This window comes from Pseudomonas sp. SDI (genome assembly GCF_003105155.1).
Classification (GTDB): Bacteria; Pseudomonadota; Gammaproteobacteria; order Pseudomonadales; family Pseudomonadaceae; genus Aquipseudomonas.
Map to the genome: position 1 here is coordinate 154,987 of NZ_QETK01000001.1, position 16,381 is coordinate 171,367.

General features: G+C 57.4%; 14 protein-coding genes. All 14 read right to left on the minus strand.

Annotated elements, in window-relative coordinates; genetic code table 11:
- Positions 1-12: 12 nt before the first annotated feature.
- Complete coding sequence (locus DCO48_RS00810) at positions 13-681, minus strand: NeuD/PglB/VioB family sugar acetyltransferase (RefSeq protein ID WP_116548732.1); 669 nt, start codon at positions 679-681, stop codon at positions 13-15.
- Positions 678-1,763: an N-acetylneuraminate synthase gene (neuB, locus tag DCO48_RS00815; protein ID WP_116548733.1), complete on the minus strand. Its 1,086-nt coding sequence runs from the start codon at positions 1,761-1,763 to the stop codon at positions 678-680. Before neuB ends, DCO48_RS00810 begins: the two co-directional genes overlap by 4 nt.
- Before the next feature lie 3 nt (positions 1,764-1,766).
- A complete protein-coding gene (gene neuC / locus DCO48_RS00820; RefSeq protein WP_116548734.1) occupies positions 1,767-2,921 on the minus strand; it encodes a UDP-N-acetylglucosamine 2-epimerase in 1,155 nt (384 codons plus the stop codon).
- Positions 2,918-4,069 carry a LegC family aminotransferase gene (locus DCO48_RS00825; protein ID WP_116548735.1) on the minus strand — a complete coding sequence of 384 codons (1,152 nt, stop codon included), beginning with the start codon at positions 4,067-4,069 and terminating at the stop codon, positions 2,918-2,920. The genes neuC and DCO48_RS00825 overlap by 4 nt, the downstream gene beginning before the upstream one ends.
- 9 nt (positions 4,070-4,078) lie before the next feature.
- A complete protein-coding gene (locus DCO48_RS00830) occupies positions 4,079-5,059 on the minus strand; it encodes an NAD-dependent 4,6-dehydratase LegB (protein WP_116548736.1) in 981 nt (326 codons plus the stop codon).
- Between the two features lie 225 nt (positions 5,060-5,284).
- Positions 5,285-6,532, minus strand: coding sequence for a Wzz/FepE/Etk N-terminal domain-containing protein (locus DCO48_RS00835; RefSeq protein ID WP_256583937.1), 1,248 nt, complete (start codon positions 6,530-6,532; stop codon positions 5,285-5,287).
- A gap of 302 nt (positions 6,533-6,834) precedes the next feature.
- Complete coding sequence (locus DCO48_RS00840) at positions 6,835-7,890, minus strand: LPS O-antigen chain length determinant protein WzzB (protein ID WP_116548737.1); 1,056 nt, start codon at positions 7,888-7,890, stop codon at positions 6,835-6,837.
- A gap of 253 nt (positions 7,891-8,143) precedes the next feature.
- Positions 8,144-9,604: an MBL fold metallo-hydrolase RNA specificity domain-containing protein gene (locus DCO48_RS00845; RefSeq protein ID WP_116548738.1), complete on the minus strand. Its 1,461-nt coding sequence runs from the start codon at positions 9,602-9,604 to the stop codon at positions 8,144-8,146.
- Positions 9,605-9,714: 110 nt separating this feature from the next.
- Entirely contained in the window at positions 9,715-9,966 is a 252-nt protein-coding gene (locus DCO48_RS00850; protein WP_116548739.1) for a lipopolysaccharide assembly protein LapA domain-containing protein, read from the minus strand.
- 14 nt (positions 9,967-9,980) lie between these two features.
- Positions 9,981-10,277, minus strand: coding sequence for an integration host factor subunit beta (gene ihfB, locus DCO48_RS00855; RefSeq protein WP_116548740.1), 297 nt, complete (start codon positions 10,275-10,277; stop codon positions 9,981-9,983).
- Positions 10,278-10,516: 239 nt separating this feature from the next.
- A complete protein-coding gene (gene rpsA, locus DCO48_RS00860; RefSeq protein WP_116548741.1) occupies positions 10,517-12,196 on the minus strand; it encodes a 30S ribosomal protein S1 in 1,680 nt (559 codons plus the stop codon).
- A 125-nt stretch (positions 12,197-12,321) separates the two neighbouring features.
- The gene (cmk, locus tag DCO48_RS00865) at positions 12,322-13,008 is read right to left on the minus strand and encodes a (d)CMP kinase (RefSeq protein ID WP_116548742.1); all 687 of its coding nucleotides are present in this window, start codon (positions 13,006-13,008) and stop codon (positions 12,322-12,324) included.
- Entirely contained in the window at positions 13,005-15,245 is a 2,241-nt protein-coding gene (locus DCO48_RS00870) for a bifunctional prephenate dehydrogenase/3-phosphoshikimate 1-carboxyvinyltransferase (protein WP_116548743.1), read from the minus strand. Before DCO48_RS00870 ends, cmk begins: the two co-directional genes overlap by 4 nt.
- 40 nt (positions 15,246-15,285) lie before the next feature.
- Positions 15,286-16,380: a prephenate dehydratase gene (gene pheA, locus DCO48_RS00875; protein WP_116548744.1), complete on the minus strand. Its 1,095-nt coding sequence runs from the start codon at positions 16,378-16,380 to the stop codon at positions 15,286-15,288.
- Between the last annotated feature and the right edge of the window lies 1 nt (position 16,381).

Consider the following 16,381-nt stretch of genomic DNA (forward strand, 5'->3'; position numbering starts at 1 on the left):
CCTTCTCTATATTTACGCGCCCGACACGGGTCTTAGACGCGCCGGCGGACCAATCAAAACACCCTGGGCGGGCACATCACGCACGACCACCGTCCCAGCACCGACCACTGCGTCCTCTCCAATGGCAATTCCTTGTATTACGGTGGATCCGCTTCCAACAAACGCACCGATCGAAACGTGAACACCACCGCACAGCGTTGCCGCAGGGGCGACATGGACATGCGCAGCCAAACAGCAGTCGTGATCCAGGCTTGCCCGGGTGTTGACGACCGTATTGCATCCAACCATCACATCGGGTTGCAAAATAGCGCCCGCCATCACTTGAGCCCCCTCGCCCAGGACGACCGACTCGTCGATCCAGGCAGTCGGGTGCACCAGCACGGGAAAGTGAAAACCCTTGGCTTTGGCCTGTTCAAAGATCAGGCGACGCAACGTGCTCCCGACCACCTGCCCGATGCCATTGATCAAGCCCACGCTATCGCGATCAAACTGCTCCAACGCCTCGTCGCCACCGAGCACCTGAAGACCTCTCCAGTGGCCAACACCCTGCTTGACCAGGCCAGGGTCGCAGACACCGAGAAGCTCGTGGCCACACGCCCTGACGAGCGAAAGTAACACTTTCGCATGACCGCCAGCGCCCAGCAGGACCAATGGCAACGATTGCGTCGGAGCCGCATTCATTTTTCGATAATCTCGCCAGTTGCAAACGCACGGCGACTGGTACTGCCGACCAGTTCCCACAGGGCAGTAGGCGGTAAACCAGAACCACTGCGCGCAGTGGTCAGGTCATCCCGGACAATCACCGAATTAGCGGCGATTTCGCGTGCCGCAACCACTTGTTGGCGCGCAGCTTTTCGTGTGTCCCACTCACTTGCCTGAGGTGCCTTGCAGGGATCTCCCAGTGCCAGTTCCAGAGCGCGGATCTGCGCCACCATCAACGAAAGCTCTTCCGGCTCAAGCGAGGCCTTGTGGTCCGGCCCGGGCATCGAGCGATCCAGGGTGAAGTGTTTTTCTATGACCGTTGCGCCACGAGCCACGGCGGCCGCAGGAATCAGGCAACCTTCGGTATGGTCGGAATAACCCACCGCCAAGCCGAACGCCTTCAGCGTGTCCATCGCACGCAGATTGACTTCATGAGGCGGTGTCGGGTACTGAGAGGTGCAGTGCAGCAAGGTAACGTGCCCTTGCAGACGCTGGCGATTGTCCGGGTTGCCCCAAGACTTCCAGACTTCATCCATATCGGCCGGCTCGGTCGACGAGGACAGTGCATGGGCGACGATCGCAAGCCCCTGCTCGACCTCGCTCATGGTTGCCATCCCGGTGGAGAGCACAAGAGGCTTGCCCGTGTGGGCAAACTGCCAGAGCAATGGCCCGTTCGTGAGCTCCCCCGAGGGAACCTTGAAGAACGGTAGGTTCATCTCGCAGAGAAACGCCAGACTGCCTGTATCGAACGCTGTCGAAAGAAACTCGATTCCCTTGCTCCGCGCATACGCTTGCAACTCGTAGTGCCAGTCGCGAGGCAGCTCCAGCTTTTTCAGCATTGCCAATTGGCTTTCCGACGCATCCGTGCTCTGTTTCTGGTAGCTGGCCTTGGGAGCCGCCTTGGACGCAAGCCGGGCAGCGTCGAAAGTCTGGAACTTAACAGCGTCGGCACCTGCAGCGGCCGCTGCATCGACCAGAGCAAAGGCAAGGTCACGCTCACCGTTATGGTTAACACCGGCCTCGGCTATGATGTATACCGCGTTTGCATTGGATGATTTCATGGCTCAACTCAAATCGTGAAATGACTTGCTGTGACTGATGTCGAAGCGCTCGAGAACCCCCACAATACTCCGCGCCGCATCCCCCGCCCCGTATGGATTGCTCGCCTGCTTGCACAGCGCAGCGAATTCGCCGGACAGCGCCTGCCGCAATGCCGCCTCAATCGCCGCGGGCTCGGGCTTGCAGTTCAAAACCGAGTCTGCAGCCAAGCGCCCATCCTGGCGGGCACCGATATTGACGGTAGGAATGCCGAACGCTGGAACTTCGATAATGCCGCTCGAGGAGTTCCCTACCACCGCATCGGCCAATGCAACCGTGCTCAGATAGCGCTTGAAGCCCAACGACGGAATCGCCTTGATTCGCGTCGGCGCTTGCCGAGCATACTCTTCGAGCAGTGGAATTATTGCGCGACCGCCATTATCGGCATTCGGATAAGTAACGATGACCTTGTGCTCCGGAAAGCAGTCAAGTGCGGATAACAGCGCCTGGAAGCTCTGCACCGGATCCTCTTCAGCCAGTGTCACCGGATGATAGGTAACCAGCAGGAAAGGAGAATCGAGCTCAAACTCGAGACTCGCGGACAGTTCATCCCGCGTCATCCGCTGGCTGCGCAACAGATGATCCAGGCCAACCGCACCGACGTTGAATACCCGCTCGGCAGACTCACCCATCTGAATCACACGCTGACGGTAGGGCTCTGCTGCCACGAAATGCAGATAGGACATCTTGGTAATGGCGTGACGAATCGCATCGTCATACGCGCCTTCGGTGATTTCGCCTCCGTGCAGGTGCGCTACGGGTATCTTCATCACCAGCGCTGCCTGGACAATCGCCAATGCCTCGAAGCGATCGCCCAGCACCACCAGCACATCAGGGCGCAGCCGATCGAGGGCATCAGCGAAGCCAAGCACTCCCAGCCCTATGGACTTGACAACACCCACGTCGGTATCGGACGAAAGCAGCATCTCGACCTTGGCATCAATGGCAAAACCATCGCTTTCGATGGTCTTCCACGTTGCACCAAACTCGGGCGACAGGTGCATACCGCTGACAATGATCTGCAGATCAAGCCGAGGACTGGACTGAATGTCCTTCATCAACCAGTAAAGCAAACCGTACTCGGCGCGTGTACCGGTAAAAACGCAGACTTTGCGCTTCAAATCGACGGCTCCGGGAGAACGCTGCTTGGCAAATTGACCACCCGCTCCTCCAGCCACAACGCGTTGCTCAAATCACCGCGCAGACTGTCGGCAAAGGTCGGCAGGTGTGTCATCAAGCGCCAGATCGGTCGCGTCATTACGCCTGACGCGTTACTTGCCAGAAGCAGTGCGTCGCGCTGTTCCAGGTCTTCACAAATGATGGCATTCAACCAGTAGTTGGAGCGGCACCCCTCGGGCTCCAGAACGAATTGAGCCGAACGTCCCTGGAAAAACGCCTCATAGCTCGCGGCCAGGGCGCGCTTGGATGCGATGAAGGCTTCAAGGCTTTCCAACTGCGCGCAACCGAGTGCGGCATTGAGATTGGGCAAACGATAGTTGTATCCAACTTCGTCGTGCACATACTCGTAGGGGTGAGCCTTCTTGGCAGTCGTAGTGATGTGTTTGGCACGAACACCCAGTGCTTCGCCAGCCAGAATCATGCCCCCACCGCCGGTGGTGATGATCTTGTTGCCATTGAAACTCAGTGTACCGACACACCCGAATGTGCCGGTATGGCGCCCCTTGTAGAGGCTGCCCAGAGACTCTGCCGCATCTTCGACCAACGCCAGGTTCCAGCGTGCACAAACCCGGACCAGTTCATCGAGCTCCACCGGGTGGCCGAAGGTATGCATCGGCAGGCACGCCCGCAACACTTGCCCGCCTGCCTTAGTACGGCAGACCCCCTCCGGATCGAGGTAGGCACTTTCCTCCAACCATGCTTCAAGCGCCGTGGGAGACAAGCCCAGGGTGTGCCGATCAACGTCGATAAAGACCGGTTCGGCACCGCAGTAAGCAATGGCGTTGCAGGTAGCAACAAACGTCAGCGGCTGAGTCAGAACCAGGTCACCGGGTTTTACGCCTGCCAGCAGCAATGATACATGCAGTGCTGCCGTACCGTTGACCGTAGCTACCGCACGCGGAGACCCCGTGTAGGCCGCCATGTCATTCTCGAAGCGATCGACGAAAGCGCCCACACTGGAAACAAAGGTCGAATCGACCGTTTCAAGTACATACTTTTTTTCATTCCCCTGAAACACCGGTGCGTGCAGCGGAATGAAATCATTTGTACGGTATTGTTCGCGGATGAAACCGATTAGCGCATCGAACATGGCAAGCACTCAGACGTTGTAGAGGTCGGCTTTGTATTTGGCCAGGTTTTCCGCACGAGAGAACCAATCGATTGTTTCCTGCAAACCTTGCCGAATGGAATACTGTGGTTCAAAGCCAGTCAGGCCATGAATCTTGGTATTGTCACACCAGAGACGGAACACTTCCGATTTTTCTGGACGCAGGCGCTGGTCGTCCATCAGGAACTCGACATCGCTCCCCATCAACTCTCGAATCAATTCGAGCGTATCGCCAACGGAAATTTCGTAGTTGGAGCCAATATTCACGGTTTCACCAATCGCCTTGTCGCACCGCGCAAGCTCCAGGAAGCCACGGCAGGTGTCGGCGACGTAGTTGAAGTCACGCGTAGGCGAAACATCGCCCAACTTGATTTGTTTCTTGCCGTTGGCAATCTGGGTAATGATGGTCGGGATCACCGCACGTGCAGATTGACGCGGGCCATAGGTATTGAAGGGCCGAGCAATGGTCAAAGGCAGGTCGAAGGCATTGAAGAAGCTCATCGCCATGGCGTCAGCGCCCATTTTCGACGCACTGTAGGGTGATTGGGGCTGCAGTGGGTGCTTTTCATCGATTGGTACGTACTGGGCAGTACCGTAGACTTCGCTGGTCGATGTATGAATGACACGTTGAACACCATTATCCATGGCCGCCTGGCAAATGTTCAGCGTACCCTTTACGTTGGTATCGACATAGCTATCGGGCGCAACATAGGAATAAGGAATGGCGATCAGTGCAGCCAGATGAAAAACGGTATCGACACCCTTGGTAATATGCTTGCAGTAATGTGGGTCGCGAACATCGCCATTCAGAACTTCAATGTCTTTAAGACAAGCAACGTCTTCAAGCCATCCCCAATAATTGAACGAATTATATTGAGAAAGCGCCTTTACCTCATAACCCTCACGAACCAACAGCTCGGTCAAGTGCGAACCGATAAAACCATCTGCACCTGTTACCAATACCTTTTTCATCACACCACCTTAATCCCGTCACACGAGCAGACGACTAAACCCTACTCATTAAAATCACTATATTTCGCTATACACCTGACTATAAACATCCGGCACTGATAGCAGTCGACATGCCTCAATCTACATTTTTTGAGATGACTGCACCACCCCGGCGCCAGACACAAGACAGAAAGACAAAAGGGCTGGCCGACACTGCGACCTCGGCATCAGCCCTTTCTGCCGGACTCAGGCACCAGCCACTGTACCGCGGCGCAACTGTATATAACGCATCAAAATGACAGCACCCGCAGCCAGCACCGCCCCCAAAAGCACGCCCAACACCACGACCAGCACTTTCATCGGCTTGATCGGCGCAAGCGGCTGCAAGGCAGGACGGTCGATAACCACCAGTTTCAACTGCTGCATATCGGTATTCAGGCTCTTCAGGCGGACCATCTCTTTCTGCATCGGCTCAACCCCCAACAGGAAGAGGTCCTCGTTCTGACGCTGCCTTAACGCTTCTGCCTGTCGATTGGACTGGAGCATCTGCAGCTCCTTGTGAATTTCGGCGATACGCCCACTGGAGAAGTCGTCGGACCCACGCTTCTGCAGAACCGCACGCTCGGCCTCCAGCGCATCGCTCCCCATGAAATACAACGGTATGGTCTGGTTACTGACTTCTGTCCGCATGACGCTGCCAGCCCCCCCCTGACCTGCCTCGCCCAGCAGAGAAGGGGTAGTGGGCCGTTTGATACCCAGCGAGTGGGCAATTGCAATCGCCTCGGACAACTCGCTGATGCGATTCAGTCGCTGTGTCTTCAACTGCTGACGAAGGGCCTTGAGCTCATCCTGCAAAAGAGATCGCTTGAGGTTGTCCTGCTCCAGCAACTTGGCAATCTGCCCTTGTTTGTCTGCCTCGTAGACTGCCCGCTGCGCATCGATCAAGGTGGACACCTCAGCCATACGGTTGCGCAAGATCACGTCGAAATCAGACTGGACAATGTTGCGCTGAGCGGCAATCGCATAGGAAACAAAGCCATTGAGAATCGCCACACCATCCACCCCCTGCGGGTAAGACATATCGACGGAGACTCGCGCCGCCACCGGATCGGTGTCAGGGGCCGGCAAGGTAATCTTGAGGGAGCTGCGATTGAACTCTTCGAACGCCTGCTCCACGGTCATACCAGCGCGCAGGTACGACCTGAAGAGCTCCTCGTTTTCACGGAAGTAGTTCAAGCGGATACTGTAGGACTCCAACGCCGCGCCAATTTTGAGCACCGCAGCATTCGGAGAAAGATCATAGAGCGCGGAACGGTTCAGGGAGTCCATGTCATTCAGCGCGACAGGGCGGAGAACACTGGTCACCTGGTATACCGGCGTAGCGATAAAGGACACGTAGAGCGCAGCAAGCAAGCCCGTGCAGCTCGCCACTGCACAGATGAAAAGTCTTCGTCGCCATAGCATCTGGAAAATGGCAAACAAATCGAACTCCACACGCGGAATTACCGGAAAGCCAGTAGCACTACTCACATTCACCTGCCTTGGTAGATAGCTCAGCTCCAATCCTGGGCAAGTCCGCACACCATAAACCGGAAGCCGCCAAATGAGCGGAGCGAAAGCCTCCTCTCAGCCGACATCAGAGCAAAAGCCGCGAGTCTACCAAGATCCAGACCAATTACAAGGCTACACCCCGCACCGCAAAATACCGCACCCTACCCAAAAATCACCGCGACACAACGGCAGCGAACAAGCGACCTGGCTCACACACCAAGACAGCCGCTGCAACGCTCCTGATACTAATGATTGCGTCTCACAGAGATGCCGCGCAGCAACGACCGCACTAAAACAACAAGAATACCCATCACCACCCCCAATAACCCTCCCATGAGAACGATCAACAACTTGTTTGGCCGGACGGGTCTATCAGGCAACTCGACAGCACCATCCTGGCGATAGACGGCAACAACCGAGGGATCGATACTCAGACCCCGATAAAAGGCAAAATCCTCTTCCAGCTGACGCAATCCTTCGATAAAGGGATCATCGGAAGCACGACTTTGCAAGTTATCGATTTCCGCCTGGAGAGCCTGGCTACCGCGCATGTAACTCAACGCACCAGCAACCCCGGCGGAAATTTCGGCAGCAAGGCTGCCAGAAATCAGTGGAGGCTTTTCCAGCCCAATCGACTTCGCTACAGCCAAGGCTTCACTCAATCGAGCCTCCCGATCCTCGCGCACCTTTTCAGCAGTATTTCGCGCCATGGCGATTTGCCGCTCCAGATTAGCGGCCTTGACCGCAGCGTCGCTCTTCGCACCGTTGAGCACCTCAACCTTGGCTTGTGCACTCACCATCTCCGCATATTGCACCACCCACTGCACCGCCTCCCGAGGGTCAGCCAATTGGACCTTGATGGAATAACGGGTAGGCACGTCCTTGTTTACTCGGGCAACTAACAGCAACTGGTTGAACTGGCTATACAGCCCATCCTGCCCCTGCCTGCGCTGCGCCTCGTCGAGACCAGGGAGATAAACAGTCTGGAAAAATTTTCGCCGCAACGACTCTGATAGCAAACTGCGAGCATAAACATCGTAGACGTCCTCAGTGGACAATAAAGGCAACTCCGTATCAGCCCCGCGACCAAAATTGAGTGGCGCAATGTCGTTCTGAGCAGGCGGCTCAACGAACATCTTGGCTTCATAAAGCGGCGTCACCGAAAATGCATAAAAAATTGCCGCTATCAACACCAACGCAGCAACCGAAGCAATAACCCACTTCCCCCCCCAAAGCATCCGAATCAGTTCAATCAACTCATTTTCGTGACCTGCACTTTCACGCTCACGATTATTGCTCATCTATTCTATTTCCCCTCAGGCCCGGCGGTTCTGATTGTTAGCTGCCACTCCACTGAAAGCGACAATGAGAATTGAGAACGACAACAAAAACGCCAAGACAACAGCAGATGCCCTAACCACCCAGCTTAGCTGTGATCTTTAAGTTCATCCCAGCCCATCCCAAGCCTACTCGCCCCCACCCGGGGAGCTAGGCACTGAAAACAGCCCTATAGAATCCCGGAGATCGAACAGAGTTCCATAAACCGCCAGCCACTCATCCACCCACCGCATCAGGCACCTCGACCGAAACCTGCCAGCCGCGTGCCTGGAACCGCAGCCTCAACTGTTCAGCCAGCGCCCGCTTCGCTGCCGCCTCACCATGTACAAGCACAACCTTTTGCGGCGCGCGCTCCATCCCCAAAACAAACTCAACCAGCCCCGCCTGATCGGCATGGGCAGAGAAGCCGCCCAGTGTCATGACCTTGGCACGAATCTCGTACATCGCCGAATCGAGGTCGATCATCACAAACCCTTCCGCCCCTTCACTTGCCTGGATTACCGCGCCCGGCGTGCCTTTCGCCTGATAACCAGTAAAGATGACTTCGTGACGCCTATCGCCAAGCATCGACTTCAGATAACTGACGATCCGCCCTCCCGAACACATACCATTGCCCGCAATCACAATAGCCGGCCGCCCCGTACTCGCCAGATAATTCACCACCTGACGATGCTGCGCAGCACTATCAACCGCAATCAGTTGCCGAAACCCCAACGGCCTGCGCCCTTCGGCAAGGCGCTGACGCGCAGCACCGCTCCAGAACTCGCTGAGCTGACGATAGGCAGCGGTCAAGCGCACAGCCAAAGGAGAATCAAGAATGATCGGCAGTTGCGCCCAATCAACAGGGGCGCACAATAACGATGGGGTGCCCAACTGCTCAGACGAATGCTGTATGAGGGACTTTCGATACAGGATCTCTTCAATCTCGAAGAGCAGCTCCTGCGTCCGCCCCACACTGAAAGCAGGTATCAATACCGTGCCCCTATCGGCCAAGGCACGCTCAATTGCCTGCTCGAGACACTGCCGACGAGTAGAGCGCTCTTCATGCAGGCGATTGCCGTAGGTGCTTTCCAGAACCAACACATCGGCATATCGGGGTGAGTGCGGCGCGATGAGCACGGGATTGTCGCTCGCACCAATATCTCCAGAGAACACGAAACGGGTACCACGACCCCCTGCCGAATAACCGACATCGCACTCAATGTATGCAGAACCCAGCAAGTGACCGGCACGCCGAAAACGAACTCGGCACGCAGCCCCCGCCACCGACAAGTCATGCCACCGATCAAAAGGCAACGCGACAATTGCCCGCCGAACCCTGCGTAAATATTGCTCAACCCGCTCAGGATCACAGCTGAAGCCCAACTTAAAGGCATCCTCCAGAACCAGCGGCAACAAGTGCGCTGACGGCTCACTGCAAATGATTGGCCCCTGGAAGCCCGCTGCAAACAACTCTGGAATACGCCCGACATGATCAAGGTGAACATGTGTAACGAGCAGTGCAGCGATACCAGGATCGCGGAAATCCGGCGTACCCTCGCAGGCGGCCCGGCGACCGGCATCATGATCAAGGCCGCAATCCACCAACAAACTTCTGACAGAAGAGAGATGCAACTGATGGCAGGAGCCACCAACGCCCCGAATGGCGCCATGATGGCTTATAGAGGGATAGTCCATGCGAATCCGCGCTCCATGCTTGATTTCCGAGGCGCCATTACCCCACAAAATCAAATACATCGAGCTACGAAAAAGCATCAGCAGCTGTAGGCTATTTCCGAACAGCCAGCTCAGACAGCTCGCACAGCAGACCTGCGCAAGCGCCTGCCGGCACGAATAGCGATAAAGCCACCCAGGATGGGCCCCACCGCCAGACCTAAAAGCAAAGCCAGCATCACAATTACAGCAAGCGGAATGGCGGGCGACGACCAGCCGAACAACACCAGAGCAACCGACTGCTGGTTCTCCAGCACAAAGAACAGAATCACAGCCGCAATAGCCAAAACACAAAGCACCAGCAGCGCGCGCTTAAGATTGCCCATGATCAAATCCTTGGTTATACGTGATCGTGCTCATCCTCATTCACCCGATCGCGCAATTCCTTGCCCGGCTTGAAATGAGGAACAAACTTACCATCCAGACTTACGGATTGCCCGGTCTTGGGATTACGCCCTACGCGAGGCGCACGGTAGTGCAGCGAGAAGCTGCCAAAGCCGCGGATCTCAATGCGATCTCCGGTGGCCAGGCACTGGGACATCTGTTCAAGCATGGTCTTGATGGCCAGCTCGACATCCTTGGATGAAAGCAGCCCCTGATGGGTGACAATTCGTTCGATCAGCTCCGACTTCGTCATACTTTTCCCTTCTTTATCAAGCAGCTAGATCATTGCTTCCATTGTTTTTAGCATGCCCTACGGGATTTGAACAGTACGGTTATTGACTTGGTCAAAAATTCAAGAAACGCCACAGACGAGCAACCCCCCATCCAGGAAGGGCCACCCCGTCAAAGCCGGGGCCCGCAGTAGCCACCCCTGAAAAACGCAGACACAAAAAAGGGCGACCGAAGTCGCCCTTTTTCATGATCAAGCAGAACTTAGTTCTGTTTGGCCATTGCTTCGCGCAGCAGTGCAGCCATGGTGGTATCGGCAGCAGCAGCTTCTGGAGCCGATTTCAGGCTCTGGATAGCTTCACGCTCTTCAGCATCGTCTTTCGACTTGATGGAGAGGTTGATTACGCGGCTCTTACGGTCAACGCTGATGATCTTAGCTTCGATCTCTTCGCCTTCCTTCAGAACGTTACGCGCGTCTTCAACGCGGTCACGACTGATTTCGGAAGCTTTCAGAGTGGCTTCGATGTCGTCGGCCAGGGTGATGATAGCGCCCTTGGCGTCAACTTCTTTAACGGTACCTTTGACGATAGCGCCTTTGTCGTTGACAGCAACGTAGTTGGAGAACGGATCGTCTTCCAGCTGTTTGATGCCCAAGGAGATGCGCTCGCGCTCTGGATCAACCGACAGGATCACGGTGTCCAGCTCGTCGCCCTTCTTGAAGCGACGTACGGCTTCTTCGCCCACTTCGTTCCAGGAGATGTCGGACAGGTGAACCAGACCGTCGATGCCACCGTCCAGACCAATGAAGATACCGAAATCGGTGATCGACTTGATGGTGCCGGAGATTTTATCGCCCTTGTTGAACTGGCCAGAGAAGTCTTCCCATGGGTTGGACTTGCACTGCTTGATGCCGAGGGAGATACGACGACGTTCTTCGTCGATGTCCAGAACCATAACTTCCACTTCGTCGCCGACTTGTACGACTTTCGAAGGGTGGATGTTTTTGTTGGTCCAGTCCATTTCGGAAACGTGTACCAGACCTTCCACGCCTTCTTCCAGCTCTGCGAAGCAGCCGTAGTCGGTCAGGTTGGTGACGCGCGCCATGACGCGGGTGCTTTCTGGGTAACGTGCCTTGATAGCAACCCATGGGTCTTCGCCCAGTTGCTTCAGGCCCAGCGAAACGCGGTTACGCTCACGATCGTACTTCAGAACCTTGACATCGATCTCGTCGCCAACGTTGACGATTTCCGATGGGTGCTTGATACGTTTCCAGGCCATGTCGGTGATGTGCAGCAGGCCATCAACGCCGCCCAGATCAACGAATGCGCCGTAGTCGGTGAGGTTCTTGACGATACCTTTGACTTGCTGGCCTTCCTGCAGCGATTCCAGCAGAGCTTCGCGCTCGGCGCTGTTTTCGGCTTCCAGGACGCTGCGACGGGAAACGACAACGTTGTTGCGCTTCTGGTCCAGCTTGATGACCTTGAATTCCAGCTCTTTGCCTTCGAGGTGGGTGGTGTCGCGCACTGGGCGGACATCAACCAGGGAGCCCGGCAGGAACGCACGGATACCGTTAACGTCGACAGTGAAGCCGCCTTTAACTTTACCGTTGATAACGCCCTTGACCACTTCTTCAGCGGCGAAAGCTGCTTCCAGAACAATCCAGCACTCGGCGCGCTTGGCTTTTTCACGGGACAGCTTGGTTTCGCCAAAGCCGTCTTCGACCGCGTCCAGCGCAACGTGAACTTCGTCACCGACCTTGATGGTCAGCTCGCCAGCTTCGTTGTAGAACTGCTCGAGCGGGATGACGCCCTCGGACTTCAGACCAGCGTGGACAGTAACCCAGTCACCATCGATATCAACAACGATACCGGTGATGATCGCACCTGGTTGAAGGTTGAGGGTTTTCAGGCTTTCTTCAAAGAGTTCTGCAAAGCTTTCGCTCATTTTAATTCCTGTCAATTAGGGCGAAACAGACGCCCATCAGCCACATTCCAGACAATGTGGGTTTCGTTCATATAAAGGAAAGCCGGCAGGACGTTGACTGGTGCCCCTGCCTGCTTTCCTGATCATCATGCGATATCGCGTTGTACGATCTCGTCTCTGATGCGTTGCAACACCTGCTCGATGGACAACTCCGTGGAATCCAGCTGAATTGCATCGGCCGCCGGCTTAAGCGGGGCCACTGCGCGCTGGGTGTCGCGCTCATCACGCGCACGTATCTCATCTAGCAGACTCGACAGACTAACATCATCGCCCTTTGCCTTCAACTGCAAGTAACGACGACGGGCCCGCTCCTCGGCACTGGCCGTCAGGAAAATCTTCAGCGGTGCATCCGGAAACACCACGGTGCCCATGTCACGGCCATCGGCGATCAGCCCCGGGCTTTCCTGGAAGGCGCGCTGGCGCTGCAGTAGTGCTTCACGTACGGCCGGCAGCGAAGCCACCATCGAGGCGCCAGCGCCGACGGTCTCGGTACGAATCACATGACTGACATCCTCACCTTCAAGGATGATCTGCTGCAATTTGCCCGGCTCGGCAGCAATGAACTGCACATCAAGATGCGCCGCCAGTTGCTTGAGCAACTCCTCGTTGGTCAGGTCGACACCATGATTGCCGGCAGCGAACGCCAGCAGACGGTACAGCGCACCGGAATCCAGTAGTTTCCAGTCCAGCTCGCGCGCCAACAAGCCAGCGACAGTTCCTTTACCGGAACCGCTGGGACCGTCAATGGTGATAACCGGCGCTTTCACGTTCACGACTTACCCTCTTCAGCAACGCGAATACCGACTTCAGCACACAGCGACAGGAAGTTCGGGAACGACGTCGCGACGTTGGCGCAATCATGGATACGGATCGGCGCAGTAGCGCGCAGAGAAGCCACACTGAAGGCCATCGCAATACGGTGATCGCCGTGACCGTGAACTTCGCCCCCCCCCATGCTACCGCCCTCGATGATGATGCCATCCGGAGTCGGCTCACACTTCACACCCAGGCTCAATAGACCATCGGCCATGACCTGGATCCGGTCGGACTCTTTCACCCGCAGCTCTTCGGCACCGCGCAGCACTGTACGCCCTTCGGCGCAGGCCGCAGCGACGAACAGCACCGGGAATTCGTCGATCGCCAGCGGGACCAGCTCTTCAGGGATCTCGATCCCCTTGAGTTTGGCTCCGCGCACACGCAGGTCGGCCACCGGCTCACCGCCGACTTCACGCTGGTTCTCCAGGGTGATGTCGCCGCCCATCAGGCGCAGGATATCGATCACACCGGTACGGGTCGGATTGATCCCGACGTGCTCAAGCAGCAGCTCGGAGCCTTCGGCAATCGACGCCGCTACCAGGAAGAACGCGGCCGAGGAAATGTCCGCCGGCACTTCGATATGAGTCGCACTGAGCTTGCCACCCGAGCGCAGCGAAGCGGTCGGCCCCTTGACGGTGACGTCATAGCCGAAACCACGCAGCATACGCTCGGTATGGTCGCGGGTCGGCGCTGGCTCGGTAACGGTGGTAGTGCCTTCGGCATACAGCCCCGCCAGCAGCAGGCAGGATTTGACCTGGGCACTGGCCATCGGCAGCGTGTAGGTCAACGCCTTGAGCGTATGGCCACCACGAATGGTCATCGGCGGACGTCCTTCGGCGGCGGTCTCGATGACCGCGCCCATTTCCCGCAGCGGGTTGGCGACACGGTTCATCGGCCGCTTGGACAGCGACGCATCGCCAGTCAGCACGGTGTCGAATGGCTGCGCAGCCAGCAGGCCGGAGAGCAGGCGCATCGACGTACCGGAGTTACCCAGGTAAATCGGCCCCGGTGGCGGCTTCAGGCCATTCAGGCCAACACCATGGATGGTCACACGACCATGGTGCGGACCTTCGATGACCACACCCATGTCGCGGAACGCCTGCAGGGTCGCCAGGGCGTCTTCACCCTCAAGGAAGCCTTCCACCTCGGTGGTGCCTTCGGCCAGCGAGCCGAGCATGATCGAGCGGTGGGAAATCGATTTGTCGCCTGGGACGCGAATACGCCCGGACAGGCGACCACCAGGTTGTGCCAGGAAAATCAGGTCGTTGGAGTTCATAGCGTCCACATAGGCCCGACGGGCCAGGATTTTACTGAAATGCTCGCGGGCAACCCGGGCGCGGGTGAATACACCCAGCAGTTGGTGCCCATCCCCTGCATCGACCGCGTCGCGCAAGGCGTCGAGGTCGCTGCGAAATGTATCCAGTGTGCGCAAGACCGCCTCGCGGTTGGCGAGGAAGATGTCATGCCACATAACCGGGTCGCTTCCGGCGATTCTCGTGAAATCGCGGAACCCACCGGCAGCGTAACGGAAGATATCGAGGTTTTCATTGCGCTTGGCCAGGGAATCGACCAGGCCGAAGGCCAGCAGGTGCGGCAGATGGCTAGTGGCCGCCAGGACTTCATCGTGGCGCTCGACCTGCATGTGCTCGACATCGGCGTCCAGCGCACGCCACAGGCGATCGACCAATGCCAGCGCTGCCGGATCGGTTTCCGCCAGCGGCGTCAAAATGACCTTATGCCGGCGGAACAGAGCCGCGTTGGACGCTTCTACCCCGCTCTGCTCGGAGCCTGCAATTGGGTGGCCAGGCACGAAACGCGGCAGATTGCTCGCCATCGCCGCGCGCGCGGCACGAACCACATTACCCTTGGCGCTACCGACATCGGTAAGCACCGCCCGGCCAAGGTCGAGCAGGGCCAGTTTGGCCAGCAGCTTCTCCATGGCCAGGATCGGCACCGCCAGCTGGATGACGTCGGCACCGACACACGCCGCCGCCAGGTCGTCTTCACAGCGATCGACGACACCCAGCTCCACCGCCAGCTTGCGCGACTGCGGATCCAGGTCGACGCCGACCACTTCCCGGCACAGACCGCTTTCACGCAGCCCCTTGGCGAACGAGCCACCAATCAGCCCCAAGCCGACCACCACCAGCCGCCCGATGACAGGGCTGCCTTGCTGTTTTACGACGTCAACCACGGAGCAGGACCCTGTTCAGAACTTCACGCATTGCCATACCTCAGAGCACAGCTTTCGGGTAGGAGCCCAAGACTTTCAGGGCCACCGCCTCCTGGCTGATCTGTTCGAGCACGGCCTTGATCAATGGATCGCGGTGGTGACCGACAAAATCGATGAAGAACACGTAGGTCCACTTGCCGCTGCGCGACGGACGGGTCTCGATCCGGGTCAGGTCAATACCGTTCTCGTGGAACGGCACCAGCAGCTCATGCAGCGCCCCCGGCTTGTTGCTCATCGAAACGATGATCGAGGTCTTGTCGTCGCCGGTTGGCGGCACTTCCTGATTACCGATCATCAGGAAGCGTGTGGAGTTGTCCGGACGGTCTTCGATCTTCTCGGCCAGGCGAGTCAGGCCATACAGCCCGGCTGCCATGTCACCGGCAATCGCCGCCGAGTTCCACTCGCCCTTCACCCGCTTGGCCGCCTCGGCATTGCTCGATACGGCAACACGCTCGACGTTCGGATAATGAGCGTCCAGCCACTTGCGGCACTGGGCCAGCGACTGCGCATGGGAGTAGATCCGGCTAATGCTGTCGGTCTTGGTGTTCTCGCCCACCAGCAGGTGGTGGTGAATCCGCAGCTCGACTTCGCCACAGATGACCATGTCGTGCTCAAGGAAGCTGTCGAGGGTGTGGTTGACCGCACCTTCGGTGGAGTTTTCCACCGGCACTACACCGAAGTTGACCGCGCCGGCAGCCACTTCACGGAACACTTCGTCGATCGCCGCCATCGGCTTGCTGATCACCGCGTGACCGAAGTGCTTCATGGCCGCGGCCTGGGTGAAAGTACCTTCCGGGCCCAGGTAAGCGATTTTCAGCGGCTGTTCAAGGGCCAGGCACGAGGACATGATTTCGCGGAACAGCCGCGCCATCTCTTCATTACCCAACGGCCCCTGGTTGCGCTCCATGACCCGCTTGAGCACCTGCGCCTCGCGCTCCGGCCGATAGAACACCGGCGCTTCGCCTTCAGCCAGGGTCGCCGTCTTGACTCGCGCCACTTCCTGCGCGCAACGAGCACGGTCGCTGATCAGTTCGAGAATCTTCTCGTCGAGACTGTCGATACGGACCCGCAGCGCCTTGAGTTCCTGTTCCGACATA

Bases quoted from the DNA above. Each gene is read 5' to 3' on its own strand.
- DCO48_RS00810 (WP_116548732.1), bottom strand. From the start codon at position 681: ATGAATGCGGCTCCGACGCAATCGTTGCCATTGGTCCTGCTGGGCGCT.
- neuB (WP_116548733.1), bottom strand. From the start codon at position 1,763: ATGAAATCATCCAATGCAAACGCGGTATACATCATAGCCGAGGCCGGT.
- DCO48_RS00825 (WP_116548735.1), bottom strand. From the start codon at position 4,069: ATGTTCGATGCGCTAATCGGTTTCATCCGCGAACAATACCGTACAAAT.
- DCO48_RS00830 (WP_116548736.1), bottom strand. From the start codon at position 5,059: ATGAAAAAGGTATTGGTAACAGGTGCAGATGGTTTTATCGGTTCGCAC.
- DCO48_RS00840 (WP_116548737.1), bottom strand. From the start codon at position 7,890: ATGAGCAATAATCGTGAGCGTGAAAGTGCAGGTCACGAAAATGAGTTG.
- DCO48_RS00845 (WP_116548738.1), bottom strand. From the start codon at position 9,604: ATGGACTATCCCTCTATAAGCCATCATGGCGCCATTCGGGGCGTTGGT.
- DCO48_RS00850 (WP_116548739.1), bottom strand. From the start codon at position 9,966: ATGGGCAATCTTAAGCGCGCGCTGCTGGTGCTTTGTGTTTTGGCTATT.
- ihfB (WP_116548740.1), bottom strand. From the start codon at position 10,277: ATGACGAAGTCGGAGCTGATCGAACGAATTGTCACCCATCAGGGGCTG.
- rpsA (WP_116548741.1), bottom strand. From the start codon at position 12,196: ATGAGCGAAAGCTTTGCAGAACTCTTTGAAGAAAGCCTGAAAACCCTC.
- pheA (WP_116548744.1), bottom strand. From the start codon at position 16,380: ATGTCGGAACAGGAACTCAAGGCGCTGCGGGTCCGTATCGACAGTCTC.